Origin of the sequence: Mycobacterium sp. UNC410CL29Cvi84 (assembly GCF_000686745.1) — a bacterium.
Taxonomy (GTDB): domain Bacteria; phylum Actinomycetota; class Actinomycetes; order Mycobacteriales; family Mycobacteriaceae; genus Mycobacterium; species Mycobacterium mucogenicum_B.
In genome coordinates this window covers 16,715-34,195 of sequence record NZ_JMLM01000008.1, presented here as the reverse complement: position 1 = coordinate 34,195, position 17,481 = coordinate 16,715, and the positions used below count along the sequence as shown (strand labels likewise).

The 17,481-nt window shown below is 68.3% G+C and carries 17 protein-coding genes, 1 tRNA gene and 1 pseudogene; 9 read left to right on the top strand and 10 right to left on the bottom strand.

The window, feature by feature from the left end:
- Positions 1–52: 52 nt before the first annotated feature.
- Both BR47_RS0112215 and BR47_RS33750 read left to right on the top strand, forming a co-directional pair.
- Positions 53–1,018 (top strand): annotated as a pseudogene (locus BR47_RS0112215) (pirin family protein); the annotation flags it as partial.
- Positions 1,019–1,036: 18 nt separating this feature from the next.
- Positions 1,037–1,366 (top strand): GNAT family N-acetyltransferase, encoded by a 330-nt coding sequence (locus tag BR47_RS33750; protein ID WP_225433725.1) that lies wholly within the window; start codon positions 1,037–1,039, stop codon positions 1,364–1,366.
- Positions 1,367–1,377: 11 nt separating this feature from the next.
- On the opposite strand, the gene usfY is transcribed toward BR47_RS33750, so the two are convergent.
- The 5 genes from usfY to BR47_RS0112190 all read right to left on the bottom strand — a co-directional run bounded on the left by usfY (position 1,378) and on the right by BR47_RS0112190 (position 5,355).
- Positions 1,378–1,659 (bottom strand): protein UsfY, encoded by a 282-nt coding sequence (usfY, locus tag BR47_RS0112210; protein ID WP_231506701.1) that lies wholly within the window; start codon positions 1,657–1,659, stop codon positions 1,378–1,380.
- Between the two features lie 123 nt (positions 1,660–1,782).
- The gene (locus BR47_RS0112205) at positions 1,783–3,099 is read right to left on the bottom strand and encodes a L,D-transpeptidase (protein ID WP_029119690.1); all 1,317 of its coding nucleotides are present in this window, start codon (positions 3,097–3,099) and stop codon (positions 1,783–1,785) included.
- A gap of 355 nt (positions 3,100–3,454) precedes the next feature.
- On the bottom strand, positions 3,455–4,504 hold the full coding sequence (locus tag BR47_RS30375) for a hypothetical protein (RefSeq protein WP_036427197.1): 1,050 nt from the start codon (positions 4,502–4,504) through the stop codon (positions 3,455–3,457).
- A gap of 120 nt (positions 4,505–4,624) precedes the next feature.
- Entirely contained in the window at positions 4,625–5,095 is a 471-nt protein-coding gene (gene cynS / locus BR47_RS0112195) for a cyanase (protein WP_029119689.1), read from the bottom strand.
- A 32-nt stretch (positions 5,096–5,127) separates the two neighbouring features.
- Positions 5,128–5,355, bottom strand: coding sequence for a hypothetical protein (locus BR47_RS0112190; RefSeq protein ID WP_225433721.1), 228 nt, complete (start codon positions 5,353–5,355; stop codon positions 5,128–5,130).
- 104 nt (positions 5,356–5,459) lie between these two features.
- Between BR47_RS0112190 and cynR the strand changes: the two genes are divergently transcribed.
- The 6 genes from cynR to BR47_RS32075 all read left to right on the top strand — a co-directional run bounded on the left by cynR (position 5,460) and on the right by BR47_RS32075 (position 11,959).
- Positions 5,460–6,368: a transcriptional regulator CynR gene (gene cynR / locus BR47_RS0112185; RefSeq protein WP_029119688.1), complete on the top strand. Its 909-nt coding sequence runs from the start codon at positions 5,460–5,462 to the stop codon at positions 6,366–6,368.
- 172 nt (positions 6,369–6,540) lie between these two features.
- The gene (gene arr / locus BR47_RS0112180; protein ID WP_029119687.1) at positions 6,541–6,969 is read left to right on the top strand and encodes an NAD(+)--rifampin ADP-ribosyltransferase; all 429 of its coding nucleotides are present in this window, start codon (positions 6,541–6,543) and stop codon (positions 6,967–6,969) included.
- A gap of 68 nt (positions 6,970–7,037) precedes the next feature.
- Entirely contained in the window at positions 7,038–7,358 is a 321-nt protein-coding gene (locus tag BR47_RS0112175; protein WP_029119686.1) for an ArsR/SmtB family transcription factor, read from the top strand.
- On the top strand, positions 7,355–7,834 hold the full coding sequence (locus BR47_RS0112170) for an SRPBCC family protein (RefSeq protein WP_029119685.1): 480 nt from the start codon (positions 7,355–7,357) through the stop codon (positions 7,832–7,834). The genes BR47_RS0112175 and BR47_RS0112170 overlap by 4 nt, the downstream gene beginning before the upstream one ends.
- 2 nt (positions 7,835–7,836) lie before the next feature.
- Entirely contained in the window at positions 7,837–8,463 is a 627-nt protein-coding gene (locus BR47_RS0112165; protein ID WP_029119684.1) for a maleylpyruvate isomerase family mycothiol-dependent enzyme, read from the top strand.
- 112 nt (positions 8,464–8,575) lie between these two features.
- Positions 8,576–11,959: an SMP-30/gluconolactonase/LRE family protein gene (locus tag BR47_RS32075; RefSeq protein ID WP_141772223.1), complete on the top strand. Its 3,384-nt coding sequence runs from the start codon at positions 8,576–8,578 to the stop codon at positions 11,957–11,959.
- Here BR47_RS32075 and BR47_RS0112150 read toward each other — a convergent pair.
- From BR47_RS0112150 to BR47_RS0112140, 3 genes are all read right to left on the bottom strand, one after another.
- Positions 11,956–13,149, bottom strand: a complete 1,194-nt coding sequence (locus BR47_RS0112150) for a permease (RefSeq protein WP_020101296.1) — start codon at positions 13,147–13,149, stop codon at positions 11,956–11,958. The two genes, BR47_RS32075 and BR47_RS0112150, sit on opposite strands and share 4 nt — an antisense overlap.
- Before the next feature lie 106 nt (positions 13,150–13,255).
- On the bottom strand, positions 13,256–14,173 hold the full coding sequence (locus BR47_RS0112145) for an alpha/beta fold hydrolase (RefSeq protein ID WP_029119682.1): 918 nt from the start codon (positions 14,171–14,173) through the stop codon (positions 13,256–13,258).
- Positions 14,174–14,273: 100 nt separating this feature from the next.
- Positions 14,274–14,356: transfer RNA gene (locus BR47_RS0112140), tRNA-Tyr, on the bottom strand.
- A gap of 114 nt (positions 14,357–14,470) precedes the next feature.
- Between BR47_RS0112140 and BR47_RS0112135 the strand changes: the two genes are divergently transcribed.
- Positions 14,471–14,962, top strand: coding sequence for a YajQ family cyclic di-GMP-binding protein (locus BR47_RS0112135; RefSeq protein WP_020101292.1), 492 nt, complete (start codon positions 14,471–14,473; stop codon positions 14,960–14,962).
- 3 nt (positions 14,963–14,965) lie between these two features.
- On the opposite strand, the gene BR47_RS0112130 is transcribed toward BR47_RS0112135, so the two are convergent.
- Together BR47_RS0112130 and BR47_RS0112125 are read right to left on the bottom strand one after the other, a co-directional pair.
- Positions 14,966–15,451 (bottom strand): lipoprotein LppJ family protein, encoded by a 486-nt coding sequence (locus BR47_RS0112130; RefSeq protein WP_020101291.1) that lies wholly within the window; start codon positions 15,449–15,451, stop codon positions 14,966–14,968.
- 58 nt (positions 15,452–15,509) lie between these two features.
- Positions 15,510–17,357, bottom strand: coding sequence for an alpha/beta hydrolase (locus BR47_RS0112125; RefSeq protein ID WP_029119681.1), 1,848 nt, complete (start codon positions 17,355–17,357; stop codon positions 15,510–15,512).
- Positions 17,358–17,481: the final 124 nt, after the last annotated feature.

Genomic DNA, 17,481 nt, shown 5'->3' with positions numbered 1-17,481 from the left:
CGGGTATGGTCTGAGCGAACGCGACGATGGTACGCAGCCGGGAAGGCGAATCGTGAGCAATCTAGAGGCAGACCCCGTCGAATACGACTGTGCCGCCGGGCCTCCCAACCGCATCGAGATTCTGGAGCCGCGTGAGGTGCCGCTGGGCGGCCCGCGCGCGATGATGGTCCGTCGCACGTTGCCGCAGCGCGACCGCTCGCTGGTCGGCGCGTGGTGTTTCGCCGACCATTACGGTCCGGAAGACGTGCGCGTCAAGGCCGGGATGGACGTTCCCCCGCACCCGCACACGGGGCTGCAGACGGTCAGCTGGTTGTTCAGCGGCGAGATCGAGCACCGCGATTCGCATGGCGTTCACGAGATGGTGCGGCCCGGTGAGCTCAACCTGATGACGGCCGGCGCCGGCATCTGCCACTCCGAGGTCTCCACGCCGGCGACGACGATCCTGCACGGTGTCCAGCTGTGGGTCGCGCTGCCCGACGCCGCCCGCCATGGTCCCCGCAATTTCGACCACTATGCGCCGCAGCCGGTTTCGTTCGGCGGCGCCACGGTGTCGGTGTTCCTGGGCGCACTGGCCGGGCAGCAGTCGCCGGTCCACACGCACACGCCGCTGCTCGGTGCGCAGGTCGATCTGCCGGCCGGCGCCACCGTCGAGTTCGACGTCGACCCCACCTTCGAGCACGCCGTGCTGCTCGATCAGGGCGCGCTGACCGTCGCCGGTACGCCGGTGCAGCCGTACGAAATGGCGTATCAGGGCGTCGGATCCACGCGGCTGACCCTCGTCAACACCGGTGGCGAGCCGGCGCGCGCCGTCATCCTCGGGGGTACGCCCTTCACCGAAGAACTGCTGATGTGGTGGAACTTCGTCGGGCGCACGCACGACGAGATCGTCGAATACCGCAATCAGTGGCAGGCCGAGTCGGAACAGTTCGGCGAAGTCCTCGGTTATCAGGGTGAGCCGGCGCGGTTGCCCGCTCCCCCGCTACCGACCACCCGCCTGGTCCCGCGGAAACCACCCACTGGAGGAAAGGCCCGAGTGATGCTCACCGACAAGAACGGCGAACCTGTCGAGGTGACCCAGGAAGCCGACCGTTTCAGCATCGCGGTCGACGGAAAACCCGTGGGGCTCACCGCTTTCATCGAGCACGGCGAGCAGCGGGTTTTCTACCACACCGAGATCGATCCGGCGTTCGGCGGACGCGGACTGGCCAGCGTCCTGATCGCGCAGGCGTTGGCGACCACGCGGCAGCAGGGCAAGCGCATCGTGGCGATCTGCCCGATGGTCAAGGCGTACGTCGAGAAGCATCACGACTTCGACGACATCCTCGACCCGCGGACGCCGGAGATTCTGCGGCTGCTGCCGCGTTAGACCCCGGGCGGTCAGCCTGCGTGCAGGCGCCGTTCGGGATGGTCGGCCAGCCACCGCTCCTCGACTCGCTTGACCCGCAGGTGCTCGAACGTGATGATCAGCGCTCCCGCGGTGACCAGCGCGCCGGCGATGAGGCCGAGCGGTAGCTCGAGCCCCGTGTGACCGAACGCGGTTGCGAAGACGAAGCCGGCGATCGTGACGATGCCGAGTGCGATCAGGCCCAGGCCAGGCAGCCACAACGTGTCGATGAAGGATTCACCGGCATGCGGCTGAGTGGTTCGGGAATGATCCACCGGATCATGGTGCGCGCCCTTCATTCGCATCTCCCTCCTTGCCGAAGATGCCTTCAGGCTACGCCCGAAACGGGGCCATTGTGAGATAGTTCACACTTGGCCGCGACCCTCTTCGCGAGGTTGCTAGCGCGGCGGCAGCGGCGCGGCGACAGGCGCGGCGGGCACGGGCGGCGGCGGCAGGGCGGAGCCGCGGACCCACTGGTCCCACGGCATGCTCCAGTCGCCGTTCTGGCTCAGCTTCTGCGGCTCACCGCCGGTGTACTTGATCTCGACGACGTCGCCGGGCACCGAGAAGTCGTAGAACCACTTGGCGTTCTCGCTGTTGAGGTTCAGGCATCCGTGCGAGGTGTTCTGTTTGCCCTGCGCCCAGATGGTGGAGTTCAGCTGGTGCAGGTAGATGCCGTCATGGCTGATCCGGGTCGCCCACGGGATGGTCTCCTTGTAGCCGAGGCGGCTACTGGTCGGCAATCCGAACGTCGACGAGTCCATGATCACCGGGTTGGCCTTGTCCATCACGGTGTAGATACCGGGCGGGGTCCAGAACGAGATGACGGTGTTGCCGATCGTCTCGGTGCCGCCCATGCCCATCGAGGTCGGCATGGTGCGCACCAGCTGGCCGTTGTCGAAGACGCTGACCTGGTGGGTGTGGTCGTCGGCGACGGAGACGTGGGCATTGCCGATCCGGAACGAGACCCGCTCGTCCTGCTGGCCGTAGGTGCCCTCGCCCAGCCGGACGCCGTAGATCTTGGCCGCAACGGTGACCGTCGTGTTCGGCGCGTAGTACTTCTCCGGACGCCAGTGGGCGTTGGCGTCGTCGACCCAGTGCCACGAGCCGGGAACCGGCGGGTTGGTGGTGACGACGAGGTTGCGCTCCGCGGCGGCCTTGTCCTCGATCTTCTCGTCGAAGTGCGCGGTGACCACGACGCCGATGCCGTAGGTCCCGCCTTCCTGCAGCTGCGCACCGGAGACGGTGTTGAGGTACACCGCGGTCTGGTAGGAGGGGCTGAGCGTGGTGAAGCTCGACGTCTGCCGCGACGGCATACCCGAGGGGCCGCGCGCCTCGATGGTCATCGTGTACTTGCGGCCGTAGCCCAGCTGCTCGGCGGGCGTCCAAGTCTTGGCGTCGGGTGAGAGCGTCCCGGGAATCTCTTTTCCGGCGCCGTTGACCATCGACACGGCCGTGATGGTGCCGCTCGCGGCGGTGACGTTCACGGGCGCCGCGGGGCTGACGTCCTTGGCCCCGCCGGCCGGCGAGACGCGCACGACGGCGGGCTCGGGGGCGGCGGGCTGCGACACGGACAGGTCGCGCGATGCGGCGACCACCTTGCAACCTTCCTGGCAGCGCGACGTCGACGACACCACGGTCCCACCGAGCACGGCAAGGACGGCCAGCGCAGCGGCCAGCCAGGCGCCACGGACACGGCGGGATGAGGTCAACACAGCTCCAAAGTTCGGCGTCGGCCAGGGATTGTCGGGTGGGGGTGTACTCGAGGTACTGCATCAGAGTAAGCGTTCGGCCGGGCTCTTTGCACGTCGGATGGAGCTCGTCTCGATTTCACCACAGCGCCACTTCGGCGTGTCGGCTGGCAAACGTTCGTCGATGTGTGATAGGCGCCTATTTGCGGCGATTTCACCGCCATCGGGAGGCGCCACGCCGACCAGGCGATTCAGCCAAAGATGTTGGCTGTCAACGGGTTTGGGTAACACCGCTGCCCGCACGGCCGAATACATTCCAGCGCAAAGCAATTCACGACGCAACGTGGGCGCTGCGCCGTGAACGGTGACGGACTGCGGACTACTGAGCCGCGAATCGATTGAGGGTGCCGCCATGCATCGCGCGCCCGGCACGGGCCTGCCGGAAGCCGATGAGCCCACCGGCGCCGGTCAGCACCAACAGGCCGGTGAAACCCGGAACTGCGACGGCGGCGACCTCACCCAGGCCGGCCGCACGGAGGTCGTCGGAGTACCCGGCCCGGTACGGCGCCGCCGCGACGATGGCGTTGTCGGCCGCGAAGACCCGGTCAGCCGGTTCGGGCCCGCGCACCGGCAGCTGCCCGCTGCCGCCGGAGTGGCCGGCGAAACGTGAATCCGTCTGCGCCCCACTGGATGCCGGGGGCTGGACGCGGCCCCCGAACTCCCGGCCGACGGACGCGACCCGCGGCACGCCGGTCGTCGGCGTGACGGCCGACGACAACTCGGCCACCGCGGAGGCCCACCCCTGGACCACCGGCAGCGCTTGCGCGACAGCAAACCCGGGCAACGCGGCCACGGTTCGGATCGGCTCACCCAATGCTGCGGGCAGCGGCCCCGTCAGTGCCGTCACCGGTGCCAGCGGTGCATCGGCCACGACGAGGGCGGTCTGGCCGGCCGCGGCACTCGCCGCGGCCAAGGGGACGGAGACCGACTGGACCGACGGCACCGCGGCGGGAGTTTCGGCAATGCTCACGGGTTCGCTGGCAGGTGCGCTCTGCGTTGTGCTCAACGCACCCGAGGGCAGGCCGGCCGACGTGCTCGAGGACGACGTCGCAGACGAGATGTTGGAGCCGTTGCGGCCGTCGCCAAACTTCGGCGTCAGTTGCTGGCCCGGAGACGGCGTGACACCGAAGCCGCTGAGCGCGCCGGTTCCGACGGTGGTCGCGGCGGTCGTCAGCCCACCGAACGCCTTGCCCAGATCTCCGACGGAGGGCAGGCCCGGGCGCGACGTACCCGAACTGGCCCCACCTGTATCACCAGAAACACTCGGAGAAAGCGGCATATCGATCGGTGCGGCGCCCGCCACGCCGGCGCCGATCACCGGTGCGGCGACCAACCAGGTCACCGCCGCCATGCGCAGGTGCGTCGCCACGCTGCATCCATCCTCTCGAAGCCGGCCGTCAGCGGCCTACGTTCAGTTTGCCACGAGAATTTGCAATTGCGAAAATTATTGCGGCATCAACCACCATATTAGGGCAGTCGGCGCCAGAAATCAGAACGGCACAGTTGGCAGGTACTTACCGTCCAGTGTGATGACCGCGCGTTCGCCACCATCGGGATCAGCAACCTTCTTCACATCCAGGCGGAAGTTGATGGCGGAGATGATGCCGTCGCCGAACTGCTCGTGGACCAGCGCCTTGAGCGTGGTGCCGTAGACCTGCAGCATCTCGTAGAACCGGTAGATGGTCGGGTCGGTGGGCACGCCACCGGGGATGGAGCCACGGGTCGGGATGGTCTGCAGCAACCGCACCGCGGCATCGTCCAGACCCAGCAGGTCACCGACGGCCTTGGCCGACTTCTCCGGAAGCGCGTGCTGACCGAGGACGGCGGCCGTCGTGAAGGCCACGGACAGGCCGGCGGCGTCGGCGACCTGCTGCCAGGACAGGTCCTTGCGGGTCTTGGCTTCGACGGCCTCGGCGGCGAGGAGCTGACGGGCGGTCGGGTCGAACTGTGCGTGGATCACGGATTTCCTTTCGGTGGCGGGTCGAACGGGCGTCAGTGCTGTGCCCAGGTGCCGTACGGCACCATCGGGTTGGTGCCGAACGGGACGTAGGGGTTGGCACCGCCGATGAAGGTGTCCTGCGCGTATACGGGGACCGGGCCGGGCAGTGCCACCGTCCCGCCGTTGTCGGCCGATGCCGGAGCGGCCAGTCCGATCGCGAGCGCGGCGAATGCGCCGACGGCCAACCCGGTTGTCATGGCGCCGAGGCTGTTCTTCTTCATGATGGTGTTTCCTTTCTTGCTGCATTCACCATGTACGAACAGCACGTATAACGTCCAATAGCTAGTTTTCACCGTTCCCATAGACAGCGTCTATTGTTGGCGTCATGGCTGGACTCGAGCTCCGTCACCTGCGATATCTCCTCGCCGTCGCCGAACACGGCAACTTTTCCCGCGCCGCCGAGGAGCTATATGTGTCGCAACCCACGCTCTCCCAGCAGATCAAACAGCTGGAAACGACGCTCGGCGTGCAGCTGCTCGACCGCAGCGGGCGGACAGTGCGGCTCACCGATGCCGGCGCCGCGTTCGCCGCGCGCGCCCGCAGCGCGCTCCGCGAACTGGCCGCCGCCGAGCGTGCCATCGAGGACGTCCAAGACCTCTCCCGCGGGCACTTGCGGCTGGGCATCACCCCGACGTTCATCACGTACCTGATCGGCCCGCTGACCGCCGAGCTGTACGCCCGCCATCCCGGGGTCAGCCTGACCGTGGTCGAGATGTCGCAGGACAACATCGAAGCGGGTCTTCTCGCCGACGATCTCGACGTCGGCATCGCGTTCATGGGGGCTCCCGTGCCCGGCATCGAGTTCGCCGCGCTGTTCACCGAACACCTCGGGCTCGTGACCAGCGGCCCGCGGGCCGCCAGCCTGCCGGGCGCCTTGCCGGTCCGCGCGCTGGACGACGTCCAGCTGGCGCTGCTCAGCAGCGACTTCCTGACCCGGACACACATCGACACCTATTTCGCGGCACACCATGTGGACCCGCGGATCATGGTCGAAGCCAACTCGGTCCAGGCCCTCACCGAGATCGTGCAGCGCACGCCGCTCGCGACGGTCCTGCCGGATGCCGTCACCCACGACCACCCGCACCTGACGCCGGTGCCGCTGGACCCGCCCATTCCGACCCGGACCGTCGCCATCCTGCGCCGCGACGGCGGCTACCACAGCGCGGCCGCCGCCGCGTTCGTCCGGCTCACGCACGAACTCGTCGCGGATCGCGGCTATGCACCGCCTGGGTGATTGTCAGGAGAAAGCCGTGTCGCGCAACGCAATTCACGTGCCGACCGGATCGGGGAACATCAGGTGAACGTTCCTCCCACTCTCAATTTATGGCACACCCCGGGGCTTGCCGCAAGGCCCCGGTGGTGCCGCACAATCGTCCGGCCAGACGGTACGACGAATGGGGGAAGTCATGACGAACACGCCGAAGCCTTTCGAACTGCACGAGTCGGGCGCGCTGCTGCATGGCACCAGAGCCGATCTCGCGATCGGGGATCTGCTGGTACCGGGACGTGCGTCGAACTACGAAGCGGGCCGGGTCTCGAACCACGTCTACGTCACGCGGACGCTGGACGCCGCGGCATGGGGAGCCGAACTCGCGGCCGGTGATGGCCGGTGCCGCATCTACCTCGTCGAGCCGCTCGGCGAACTGGAGGACGACCCCAACGTGACGGACAAGAAACTGCCGGGCAACCCGACCCACTCCTTCCGGACCCGGGAGCCGGTCCGCGTCGTCGGCGAACTCACCGACTGGGTCGGGCATTCACCCGAGCAGCTCCAGGCGATGCGCGACGGCCTGGCCGACCTGCAACGCCGGGGCCTCGCCGTCATCTACGACTGACGGCCAACACCAGCCGAAGCCGTCGCAACCCTTTTCAATCGACATCCGTAAGTTTAAACTTACCGTTAGTGACTACTTACGAAATGGCCGATCCATGGGGTGCGCTCGCCGACCGCACCCGGCGGACGATCTTCAAACGATTGGCCGCCGGGCCGCGTGCGGTCGGCGAGCTGGCCGACGGACTGCCGGTCAGCCGCCCGGCCGTGTCCCAGCACCTCAAGGTGCTGCGCTGCGCGGGACTGGTGACCGACCGCCAGGTCGGCACCCGGCGCATCTACCAGGTAGACCCTCGTGGCCTCGAGGCCCTGCGGGCCGAGCTGGACATGTTCTGGGACACGACACTGACGGCGTTCAAGGAGCTCGCCGACGAAGAAGGGAAAGGTTCATGACGACCGAGGTGGCACCGATTCGCAAGAGCGTCGTCGTGGCGGCACCGATCGACAGGGCGTTCGCATTGTTCGTCGGCCGCTTCGACGCCATCAAGCCCCGCGACCACAACCTGCTGACGGTCCCGATCGCCGAGACGGTGTTCGAAGCACATGTGGGCGGCCACATCTACGACGTGGGAACGGACGGCAGCACGTGCCGGTGGGCACGCGTGCTGGCCTACGAGCCGCCGAGCCGCGTGGTGTTCTCGTGGGACATCGGGCCGACATGGCAGGTCGAATCAGACCCCGGCAAGACCAGCGAGGTCGAAGTGCGGTTCACCGCCGAAGCCGACGGGCGGACGCGCGTCGATCTGGAGCACCGGCATCTGGAACGCCACGGCGCCGGCTGGCGGTCGGTGGCAGACGGGGTCGACGGCGAGGCCGGCTGGCCGCTGTACCTGAATCGGTACCACGACATCGTCGCCGCGGAGGCGTGACCATGTCGTCGCAGCGTTCCATGATGGACCTCGCGTACGAGGAGCGTCGCGACCTCGCCGCCTATCTGCGGACACTGTCCGACGCCGATTGGCAGGCTTTCACGTTGTGCACCGAATGGTCGGTGAAAGACGTTGTCGCACATGTCGTGAGCTACGAGGAGCTCAGCGTCGTGGGCCTGCTGCGGCGCTTCGCCCGCGGGTGGATCGTGCGCGCCAACGAGGTCGGCGTGCGGGACTTCGCGGTCTACACCCCCGCGCAATTGATGGACTTCCTCGACGCCCACCTACATCCGCAGGGACTCACGTCCGGATTCGGCGGGATGATCGGGCTGGTGGACGGGACCGTCCATCACCAGGACATCCGCCGGGCGCTCGGCCATCCGCGCACCATCCCGGCCGAGCGCCTCGAACGCATCTTGCCCGCGATCCCGGGCAATCCGCGGCTCGGCGCAGGCCGGCGGATCCGGGGGCTGCGGCTGCGGGCCACCGACGTCGACTGGCAGCACGGCGCGGGACCCGAGGTGCTCGGCACGGGCGAGGCATTGCTGATGGCGATGACCGGGCGCCCGGCAGCCGTCGATGAACTGGGCGGCCCGGGTCAGCCCATCCTCGCGGCGAGATTGCGGTAACCGCACACCGCGGAAAAATCAGCCGTTCGTACTGCAGACAACCGGCCTCACATGCGGTATTCCCATTAGAGGGACATATGTCCCTCATTCGGGCCGCGCGAGAGGACCGACCATGAGCAACGCCACGTACGTCGGACGGGTCGGGGGGTTGGCAGTGGCACTCGGGGTCGGTTTCGCGATCGCGAGCACACCGGGCACGGCGTGGGCCGACGATGCCGCGAATCCGGGAGCCACCTCAGCGCCGGCACAGAACGCCGCGCCGGAGACGGCCGGCACCACGAAACCCGCCGCGAAGGCAGGCAAGAACAAGCGCCCGCCGGGCAAGGCGAGCAGCGAGAAGCAGCGCGCCACCAAACCCGCACCGACGGCGGCGGACAGTCCCGCGAAGACACAGACGACCGCGAAGACCGTCACCGGGTCGACGAAGAAGCCCACACCGCGCGCCCTCAAGGGCGACGTGGAAACGACGTCGGCTCCGGCACCGCGAGCGGTGGCCGCAACGGCCGTCGCGACATCGGCCGTGACGCCGTCGGTCACGGCCACCCCGACGGGGACGAGCGGCGCGGTCAGTGTCATGTCGGCGGCGACGCTCGATTCGTCGGCGAGCGGTGGACCCGTCGCCCCGGGCTTCGCGCCGGTGGCCGCCGTGCTGGCGGCCTGGGGCACCCGCACCCGGATCGAGGCCCCGACGAAACCCGCCGCGGTCACCTCGACGAGTCAGCCCGTGGCCGCCACGGCCGCGCAGCCCGTGGTCGCAACCGCCGCGACCGCCGCGCAGCCGGTCCCGACGGCCGCGACGACGAACGTCCCGGCACCCTGGCTGAACTATTCGAAGTCGATTTCGGTGGGCACCAATCCCGGTGCGGAGGTGGTGGGCGGCGACGGCCGGCTGTACGTCGCCAACACCGGCAGCAACACGGTGTCGGTCATCAACACCACCACGGGGAAACGGATCGACGCCAACCCGAGCTGGTTCTCGCAGGACATCTCGGTGGGTACCGCGCCGACCGCGCTGGCGCTGAGCCCCGACGGCACCCGGTTGTACGTCGCGAACAGCGGCAGCGGGACAGTGTCGGTCATCAACACCGTCGGATACAAGCGGATCGACGCCGACCCGAGCACGTCGTCGAAGGACATCACGGTGGGTACCGCGCCCAGCGCGCTGACGGTCGGCGGCGACGGCCGCCTCTATGTCGCCAACAAGGGCAGCGGCACGGTGTCCGTCGTCGACCCCACCACCTACAGCGTCACCGACACCGTCGGCGTCGGCAGCCAACCCACGGCGCTCGCGGTCGGCGTCGGCAAGGTGTACGTCGCCAACCAGGGCAGCAACACCGTCTCGGTCATCGACACCAGCACCCTCGGCGTCACCGGCATCGCGCTCGGCACCGCACCCACCGCACTGGCCATTGGCACCGGCGGCGAGCTCTATGTGGCGAGCCAGAACGGCACGCTGTCCACCATCGACACCGCCACCGACACCGTGCTGCCCGGCGCGATCGCCGTGGGACCCGCCCCCAGCTCGGTGGCCGTCAGCGCCGACGGCAGCATCGCCTACGTCGCCAACGGCAACGACACCGTCTCGGTGATCAACACCGCCACCTCGGCCGTCGTCAGCACCGTCCGGTTCGACACCGATGCCGCCGGCGGTCACGCCGTCGCCGTCGTCCCGAGCGGCGCCGTCTACGTCACCGACGCGACCGACCGCACCGTGCGCGTGCTCGTGCAGCCGTCGCTGATCGCCACGTCGGTGACGAAGATCGGGAGCGTCGGCGTCTCGGGCGTCGGCTCGACCCTGTTGAACAATGACGGCACCCGCGCGCTGGTGGTCACCGGCCCCTCGCCCATCTCGACGACCAGCACCACCCGCGTCGCGGTGATCGACACCGCGACCGGCAAGCAGGTCGGCAGCACGGTGTCCATCGCCGGCAAGCCCGTCGTACCGACATTCAGCGCCGACGGCACGCGGGCCGTCATCACCGCGGCGGGCACCACGGCCACGCAGCTGGCGGTCATCGACCTCACGACCGGCAAGCAGACCGGCACGACCCTCACCCTCCCGGGCGCGGTCGGCGTGCAGCTGCTGGCCGCCGACGGCAGCCGGGCCCTGACCACCACCTATGGCTCGGGAACCACCCAGGTCGCGGTGATCGACACGCTCACCGGCACCCAGACCGGCACCACGGTCTCCGTCACCGGCAACAGCCTGGAGGCACCCGTCCTGACCGCCGATCGCACTCGCGCCCTGATCACCACCAGCCGCCCGATCTGGGAGACCCCGGACACCACGCGGGTGGCCGTGCTCGACACCACCACGGGCACGCAACTCGGCACCACCGTCGAGATCGCCGGCAACGAGCTGGCCCCACCGGTCCTCAACGCCGACGGCACCCGCGCCGCGATCACCAACCAGATCGGGGATTTCGCGTCGGGCTACACCACGCAGGCGACGGTGATCGACGTCGCGACCGGCGCGCAGGTCGGCACCACGCAGGGCCTCCAAGGTGAGGGCATCTCGTACGGCGCACCGGTGTTCAACGCCGCGGGCAACCGCGTCGTCTTCCTGGCCCGCACCGAAGGTCCGGTCAACACGTTCACCACCCGGCTGGCGGTACTCGACGCCGCTACCGGCGCGCCCGTCGGCACCGGTGTCGTCGTCGACGGCGACGGGGCGCGCGAACTCAGCGCCGACCGGACCCGCATGGTGATCACCGCGACGTCGACCGACCCGGTCACCCAGGTGACGACCACCAAGCTCGCGACCGTCGACCTCGCCACCGGCAACCAGATCGGCGACGTGACGCTGCCCGGCACCTGGCACTCGCTGCTGATGACGCCCGATGGCGGTCGCGCCGTGACCATCGCCGGTGACAACGCCGGGACACACGTCGCCGTGATCAACACCCTCACCGGCGCCCAGACCGGCACCACCCTCAACCTCGCGGGCGAGGAATTCGGCTCGCGCCTCATCAGCGTCGACGGCAGCCGGGCGCTGATCACGACGTCCGTCTACAACGGGGCCACAAGCGTCAACAGCGAGCGGTTGACGGTGCTCGACACGACGACCGGCGCGCAGATCGGCAACACCGTGACGCTCACCGGTTTCCTGAACGGCGGGGTGCAGTACAGCGCCGACACCGGGCGTGCGGTGGCGATGACCATCAGCAGCAATTTCAACACCACCGGCGTACCCACCTCGCAGGTCGCGGTGATCGATACGACCACCGGCTTCCAGCTGGGCAGCACCCTCACGCTCAAGCCCGACAACGGCTACCTCGTCCTCAGTGGCGGCGGGACGCGCGCCGTCGTCAGCACCGGGAGCCAGCTCGTGGTCATCAACACCGCCAACGGCACACAGGTGGGCAGCGCCCTCACCGGGGTGGGCAGCAATCCGCTGTTGACGGCCGACGGCAGCCGCGCGCTGACCACCGGGATCTCCTACAACATCTGGACCCGCACGTACACGACGACGGCCCGGGTGCTGAAGATCGTCTAGTGGTGGTCGTGGCCGGCGTGGTGCTCGTGGCTGCCCTCGTGTCCGGTGTCGGGTGAGCCGCCCATCATGCGCAGCATCGGGATGCCGCCGGTGCGGACGAAGCGGAACACCAGCCCCGCGGCCAGCAGCAGGAAGACGATGTTGAGCCACGTGGTGTAGTTCCACGAGATACCGCTCTCCATCACCATGGCGTTGCGCTGCGTGGGGATGAGACCCGTTGCGCCGAAGAGCAATTCGACGAGGTAGCCCGCCGCGACCATCGAGACGTAGAAGGTGGCCAGCAGCGTCAGCATCATCCGGGTGCCGTAGTACTTCCGGTAGATGTTGAGGATCGGCAGGATCAGCAGGTCGGCGAAGATGAATGCGACGACGCCGCCGAAGCTGATGCCGCCGTTCCACAGCACCGCTGCCAAGGGCACGTTCCCGATGGAGCAGACGAACGACACGATCGCCACGACCGGCCCGACGATCGGCCCCCAGATCGCCGCCCACGTCGGGTCGTCGGCGAGGAAGAAGTTCTCCCAGAACGCATTCGGCACCCACGCGGCGATGGCGCCGGCGATGAGCAGACCGATGATGAGGTCACGCAGGATCGCCGCCCACTCCATGACGAAAACGTGCGAGACGGATGTGAAGCCGGGTCCCGAGAGCAGGCGCTTGGCGAACGAACCCTCGCCCTGCACCGACATGTCCATGGCGGCATGGCCTTCCATCGAGCCCGCGATGCCCCGGTCCGCCTGCACGCGAGCCTCGTCGATGAGGCGGCTGCGGACGAACAACCGGAACAGCACCGCCAGGACGACGATCATGATCGGGCCGCCGACGAATTCCGCGGCCGTGAACTGCCAGCCCATCAGCAGGGCCAGGATGATGCCGAGTTCGACGACGAGGTTGGTGGAGCCGATCTCGAAGGCCATGGCGGCGGTGAAGTTGGCGCCTTTGCGAAACAGCGAGCGCGCCAAGGCCACTGCCGCGTACGAACACGACGACGATGCCGCGCCCAGCCCCGCGGCCACCGCGAGGGTCTTCGGCTTGTCGTCGCCGAGGAGGCGGACGATCGTCGATTTCCGGACGACGGCCTGCACCACCGCCGACAGCGCGAACCCGAGGATCAGCGCCCAGAGAATTTCCCACGTCATCGAACCGGCCAGGGCCAGTGCGTGACCGATCGCAGCGATCGCGGCGTCCATCAGGTGACGTTAACCCGTCAGCGGCGTTCCGAACCGTCGAGCGTGGGCCTTTGCGCGGAAATCCGGCCGGATCTCCGCGTCATCCCCCACGCTCGGCCTGCGCGAACTAGGCCGGGCTGCCGATGAACTCGATGCCGGCGTTGATCGCCGGGCGATGCCGCAACATCCGGTAGTGCGCCAGCTTTCCGAGGCCCTTGGTGGTGAGCAGCTCGGAGCCGGGCCACGACGCGGCGAGCTTCTCGCTCGACGAGTACGGGCTGTCGGGATCGTCGGGGTCGTGGATGAGCAGCAGCGGCGGGTGGCCTGCCCGGGCCGCGAGGTTGACCATGTTGGTCTCTTCCAGCGACATCCCGATCCGGCGGACCAGCCGGCGCTGCAGGCCCGCCCGGATCCGGGGGCCGAAGTTGTGGCGCGCGGCGAACAGGTCCAGGTACATCGGGTAGTCGCCCATCGGCGCGAGCAGCACCAACCGGCCGACTTTGGCGCCGTTCACCGCGGCGGCCATGGTGGTCGCGTTGGCGCCGAGCGAGTGGGCGACGACCGCATGCGCCGGCCCGTGCTCGCGGATGACGGCCGCGACGGCGTCCGCACATTCGATGGCGGTGGTGCGTCCCGGCGCGAGCGCGCCCGGGTCGGACTCGTTGTGGCTGGGCAGGTCGAAGGCGATCACCCGGTAGCCGGCGGTCACCAACGGTTTGATGAACATGCCCAGGTGCGGACGGCGCCCGCCCCAGCCGTGCACGAGGTACACCGGCGGCCCGTCGCCCCAGGATTCCCCGGCGATGCGGTGCCCGTCCCAGTGCGCTTCCAGCGGCGTGCCGGGCTGGACACCGGGCGGCATGCGCAGGCTCTGCTCGATGATCGGCGGGGTACACCACAGTTCGGTGGCCCACCGGGATCCGATGGGCGGGGCGAATCGTTCGAGCAGGGCGAACTGCTTGCGAATCTTCGGGTCGACCGGTGGTTGCACGCCGGAGCCCTCGACGTCGAGGACGACGGCATGATCAGAAGACGACTCGACCATGCGTCAGATCCTAACGACCGCCCGGAATCGGGCTGCCGACGCTGTGCGGCATCGACCGCAGAAACACGTCAGGCCCCCTCGAAAGGGGGCCTGATCAGTGTGGCAGGTACAGGATTCGAACCTGTGTAGGCTTCCGCCGACGGATTTACAGTCCGCTCCCATTGGCCGCTCGGGCAACCTGCCGGGTTGTCGCCGTCCGGGGGTACCGGGTTTGGCGCGAGTAGCAGAGTACAACGAAGATGTACCGAACACGAAAACGGGACCCCGACCAGGGGCGCAGATACGGAGGGCAATCCAATGGCGGATTCATCGTTCGACATCGTCAGCAAGGTCGACCGACAGGAGGTCGACAACGCCCTCAACCAGGCCGCCAAAGAACTGTCCACCCGCTTCGACTTCCGCGGCACCGACACCACCATCGCCTGGAAGGGCGATGAGGTCATCGAACTGGTCTCCTCGACCGAGGAGCGCGTGAAGGCCGCGGTCGACGTGTTCAAGGAGAAGCTGGTCCGCCGCGACATCTCGATGAAGGCGTTCGACGCCGGCGATCCGCAGCCCAGCGGCAAGACCTACCGGGTGTCGGGCACGCTGCAGCAGGGCATCAGCAGCGAGCAGGCCAAGAAGATCACCAAGATCATCCGAGACGAGGGCCCCAAGGGCGTCAAGGCGCAGATTCAGGGCGACGAGATCCGGGTGTCCAGCAAGAAGCGCGACGACCTGCAGGCCGTCATCGCCCTGCTCAAGGGCGCCGACCTGGACGTGGCGCTGCAGTTCGTCAACTACCGGTAGCGCTCACGAGTCGTTGTTCAACTGGTCGGTGAGGTCGCGGCCGACGGTGCCACCGTCGTCGCGGTGGTTGGTCATGTCGCGGCACTCGCCGTAGATCGTGATGGCCAGGCGGCTGGGGGCACGCGCCACGCCGCCCATCACCACCATGACGCCACCCTGGTGGATCACCGTGCCGTACAACGTCTTTCCGGGTGGAGCACCCTCGCTCCACCCGGCGGCGATCATGGCGTCGGCGACCTGCCGGGCGTACGCGTCCGCCGTGACGCCGGGCGGCAGCACCGAACTCATCTCCAGGTAACCCCGGTACGGCGGCGACCCGACGTCGTCACAGGACTGGAAGTGACCGCCGCCCGAGACGTCTTCCAGCCGGGCCACTTTCCGGAGCTGCCGGCCGGTGCCGACGACCTGCGCCATGGCCTGGTCGGGCGTCATCGAGTTGGACTGCTTGTCGGCACTGTGACCAGAACCGAAGTGCGGCAAGGGAATCACGCCACATCCTCCTAACATCACCGAACACAGGGCTGCCGCAACGACTGTGCGGCATCGACTACTTGTAATCATGGTCCCTCGTCACTGTGTTGCCGGGACGGTCTGCCTCCGGGTCGTCGATCGCGGGCACACCGGGAACCGGGATGTCCACGTGCGGCACCGGTAGGTCGATGCCGAACGGCAGGTCGATGTGGTCCGGGGTCGAGATGACGGGCTTGTCGCGCTCGGCCGCCAGCAGCCCGTCGGTCGCCAGTCTCTCCGAGTGGCCACTGGCGATGTCGGTCATCGCGCGCAGCGACTCGCTACCCATGTCGTAGTAGCGCGAATGGTCACCGAACGCCCAGCTCTCCTGCCCGGCGACCTCGGCACGGAATCTGGTGGCGCCGAAACCATCTGCCGCCGGGTCGGAGCCCAGACCGGCGACGGGCCCGACGGGATATCCGAGTTCGGAATTGATCCACTGCGCCGCGGCGGGCCCGGGCGAACCCAGCCAGGTGACGGGGTCGGTCGACGCCGCCCCCACGTACACCTGGCCGCCGTTGACGTGAAAGTCGGCCGCGCTCTTGGCGAGATCGGTTCCCGGACTACCGATGAGGACGACGTCGTTGGCCCTCATCCCGCTGCCCGCACAGGCGTCGGCGACGGTGGTCGATCCGTAGGAGTGGCCGATCACCGTCACGTGCGACGTGCCCAGATGCGTTGCCGACAAACCGTTTACGTCGGCGGCCAACAGGTCACCGCCCTGCCGGGCCAGTGTGGGGTTGGCGATGCGGGGGTCGGAGAAGGCGTCGGGCGCGTCGTAACCCATCCACATCATCACCGCGGTCGAGCGACCGGGATCGGCCCGCGCGGCCTGCTCGTACATCTTGATCGCGTCGTCGTGGCCGTCGGCGAGCCAGCCGTCGCGCACACTGCTGCCGGTGCCGGGGACGATCACCGTCGTGTTGGTGGCGGTGTCGGGATTGCCGATGCAGATCGCCGCCCGCCCCTGGCCGTTGTCCGCCTCGGGCTGGTAGCCCCACAGCATGACCGGCCGCGGCGTCTTCGGGTCGTCGCCCCGCTGGTGTGCCAGCCCCTCGCTGGTCCGCCTGGCGTTGTAGAACCGCGTGGCATCGGTCTGGGTGAGGCCGTAGCGCGCCGGGTCCTTGAGCACGTCGTCCTCGGAGACGTGGTTGCGGTTCGCGACATCGCGAACGCGGTTGAGGTCGTCATTCATGACCTGCTGGTTGACCTGGTCGCGGACCGTCGCACCGATGCCGTTGAGATTGCCCAACTCCGGCGGATGACGGGCGATCAACGCCTGGCGCTGTTCGGGGGTCAGCGAGCTCCACCACTTGGCGACGTCCTCGGGCTTGGTGTCCGGGGACGGAATCTGGATCGGCTGCCCGTCGACGGTGACCTGCGGGCCGGGCTTGGGGCCGGTGGCCGCCGCATCGATCGCCGCGGCCGCCGCCGCATCGGCGACGTCGAAGGTCTGCAGCAGGCCCTGGGTCGCCGTGGTCATCCCCGCGGCCCATTCCTTGAGCTGCGACAGCTGCCCGATCAGCCACTGCCGCGGCGTCACGACGCCGTCGTCGGACACACCGAAACCGAATTTCATTGCGGTGTCGACCAATTCGAGTAGCGTCGTGCGCACCGCGCCGAGCTGCTGACCCCCTTCGGTCAGTGCCTTCGCCAGCTTGTCCAACCGGGAGCGGTAGGCCTCCTGGTCGTCGATCAGCTGTTGCGCCTTGGCGGCCGCGGCATCTGCCGCCGCACCGTGCCAGTTCGCTTTCAAGTTGGCCAGCTGGCCGCGTTCGACGCCGATGACGATCTCCAACGCGGCAGACGTGGTCCGTACGTCATCGGCGGCGTCGAGCATCGTCGCGGGCTTGGCCGCCCGCACGCGTGACACCGTCACCGTCACTACTGCCGCACCCCCTCGGCGATCGCTCCTTCGATCGTCGCACAGCTCGCGGGCACCAACCGACACAACCTTCAATTCGCACCACCGACCGGACACTCCACCAATCCCGTCACTCCGCTCGCCC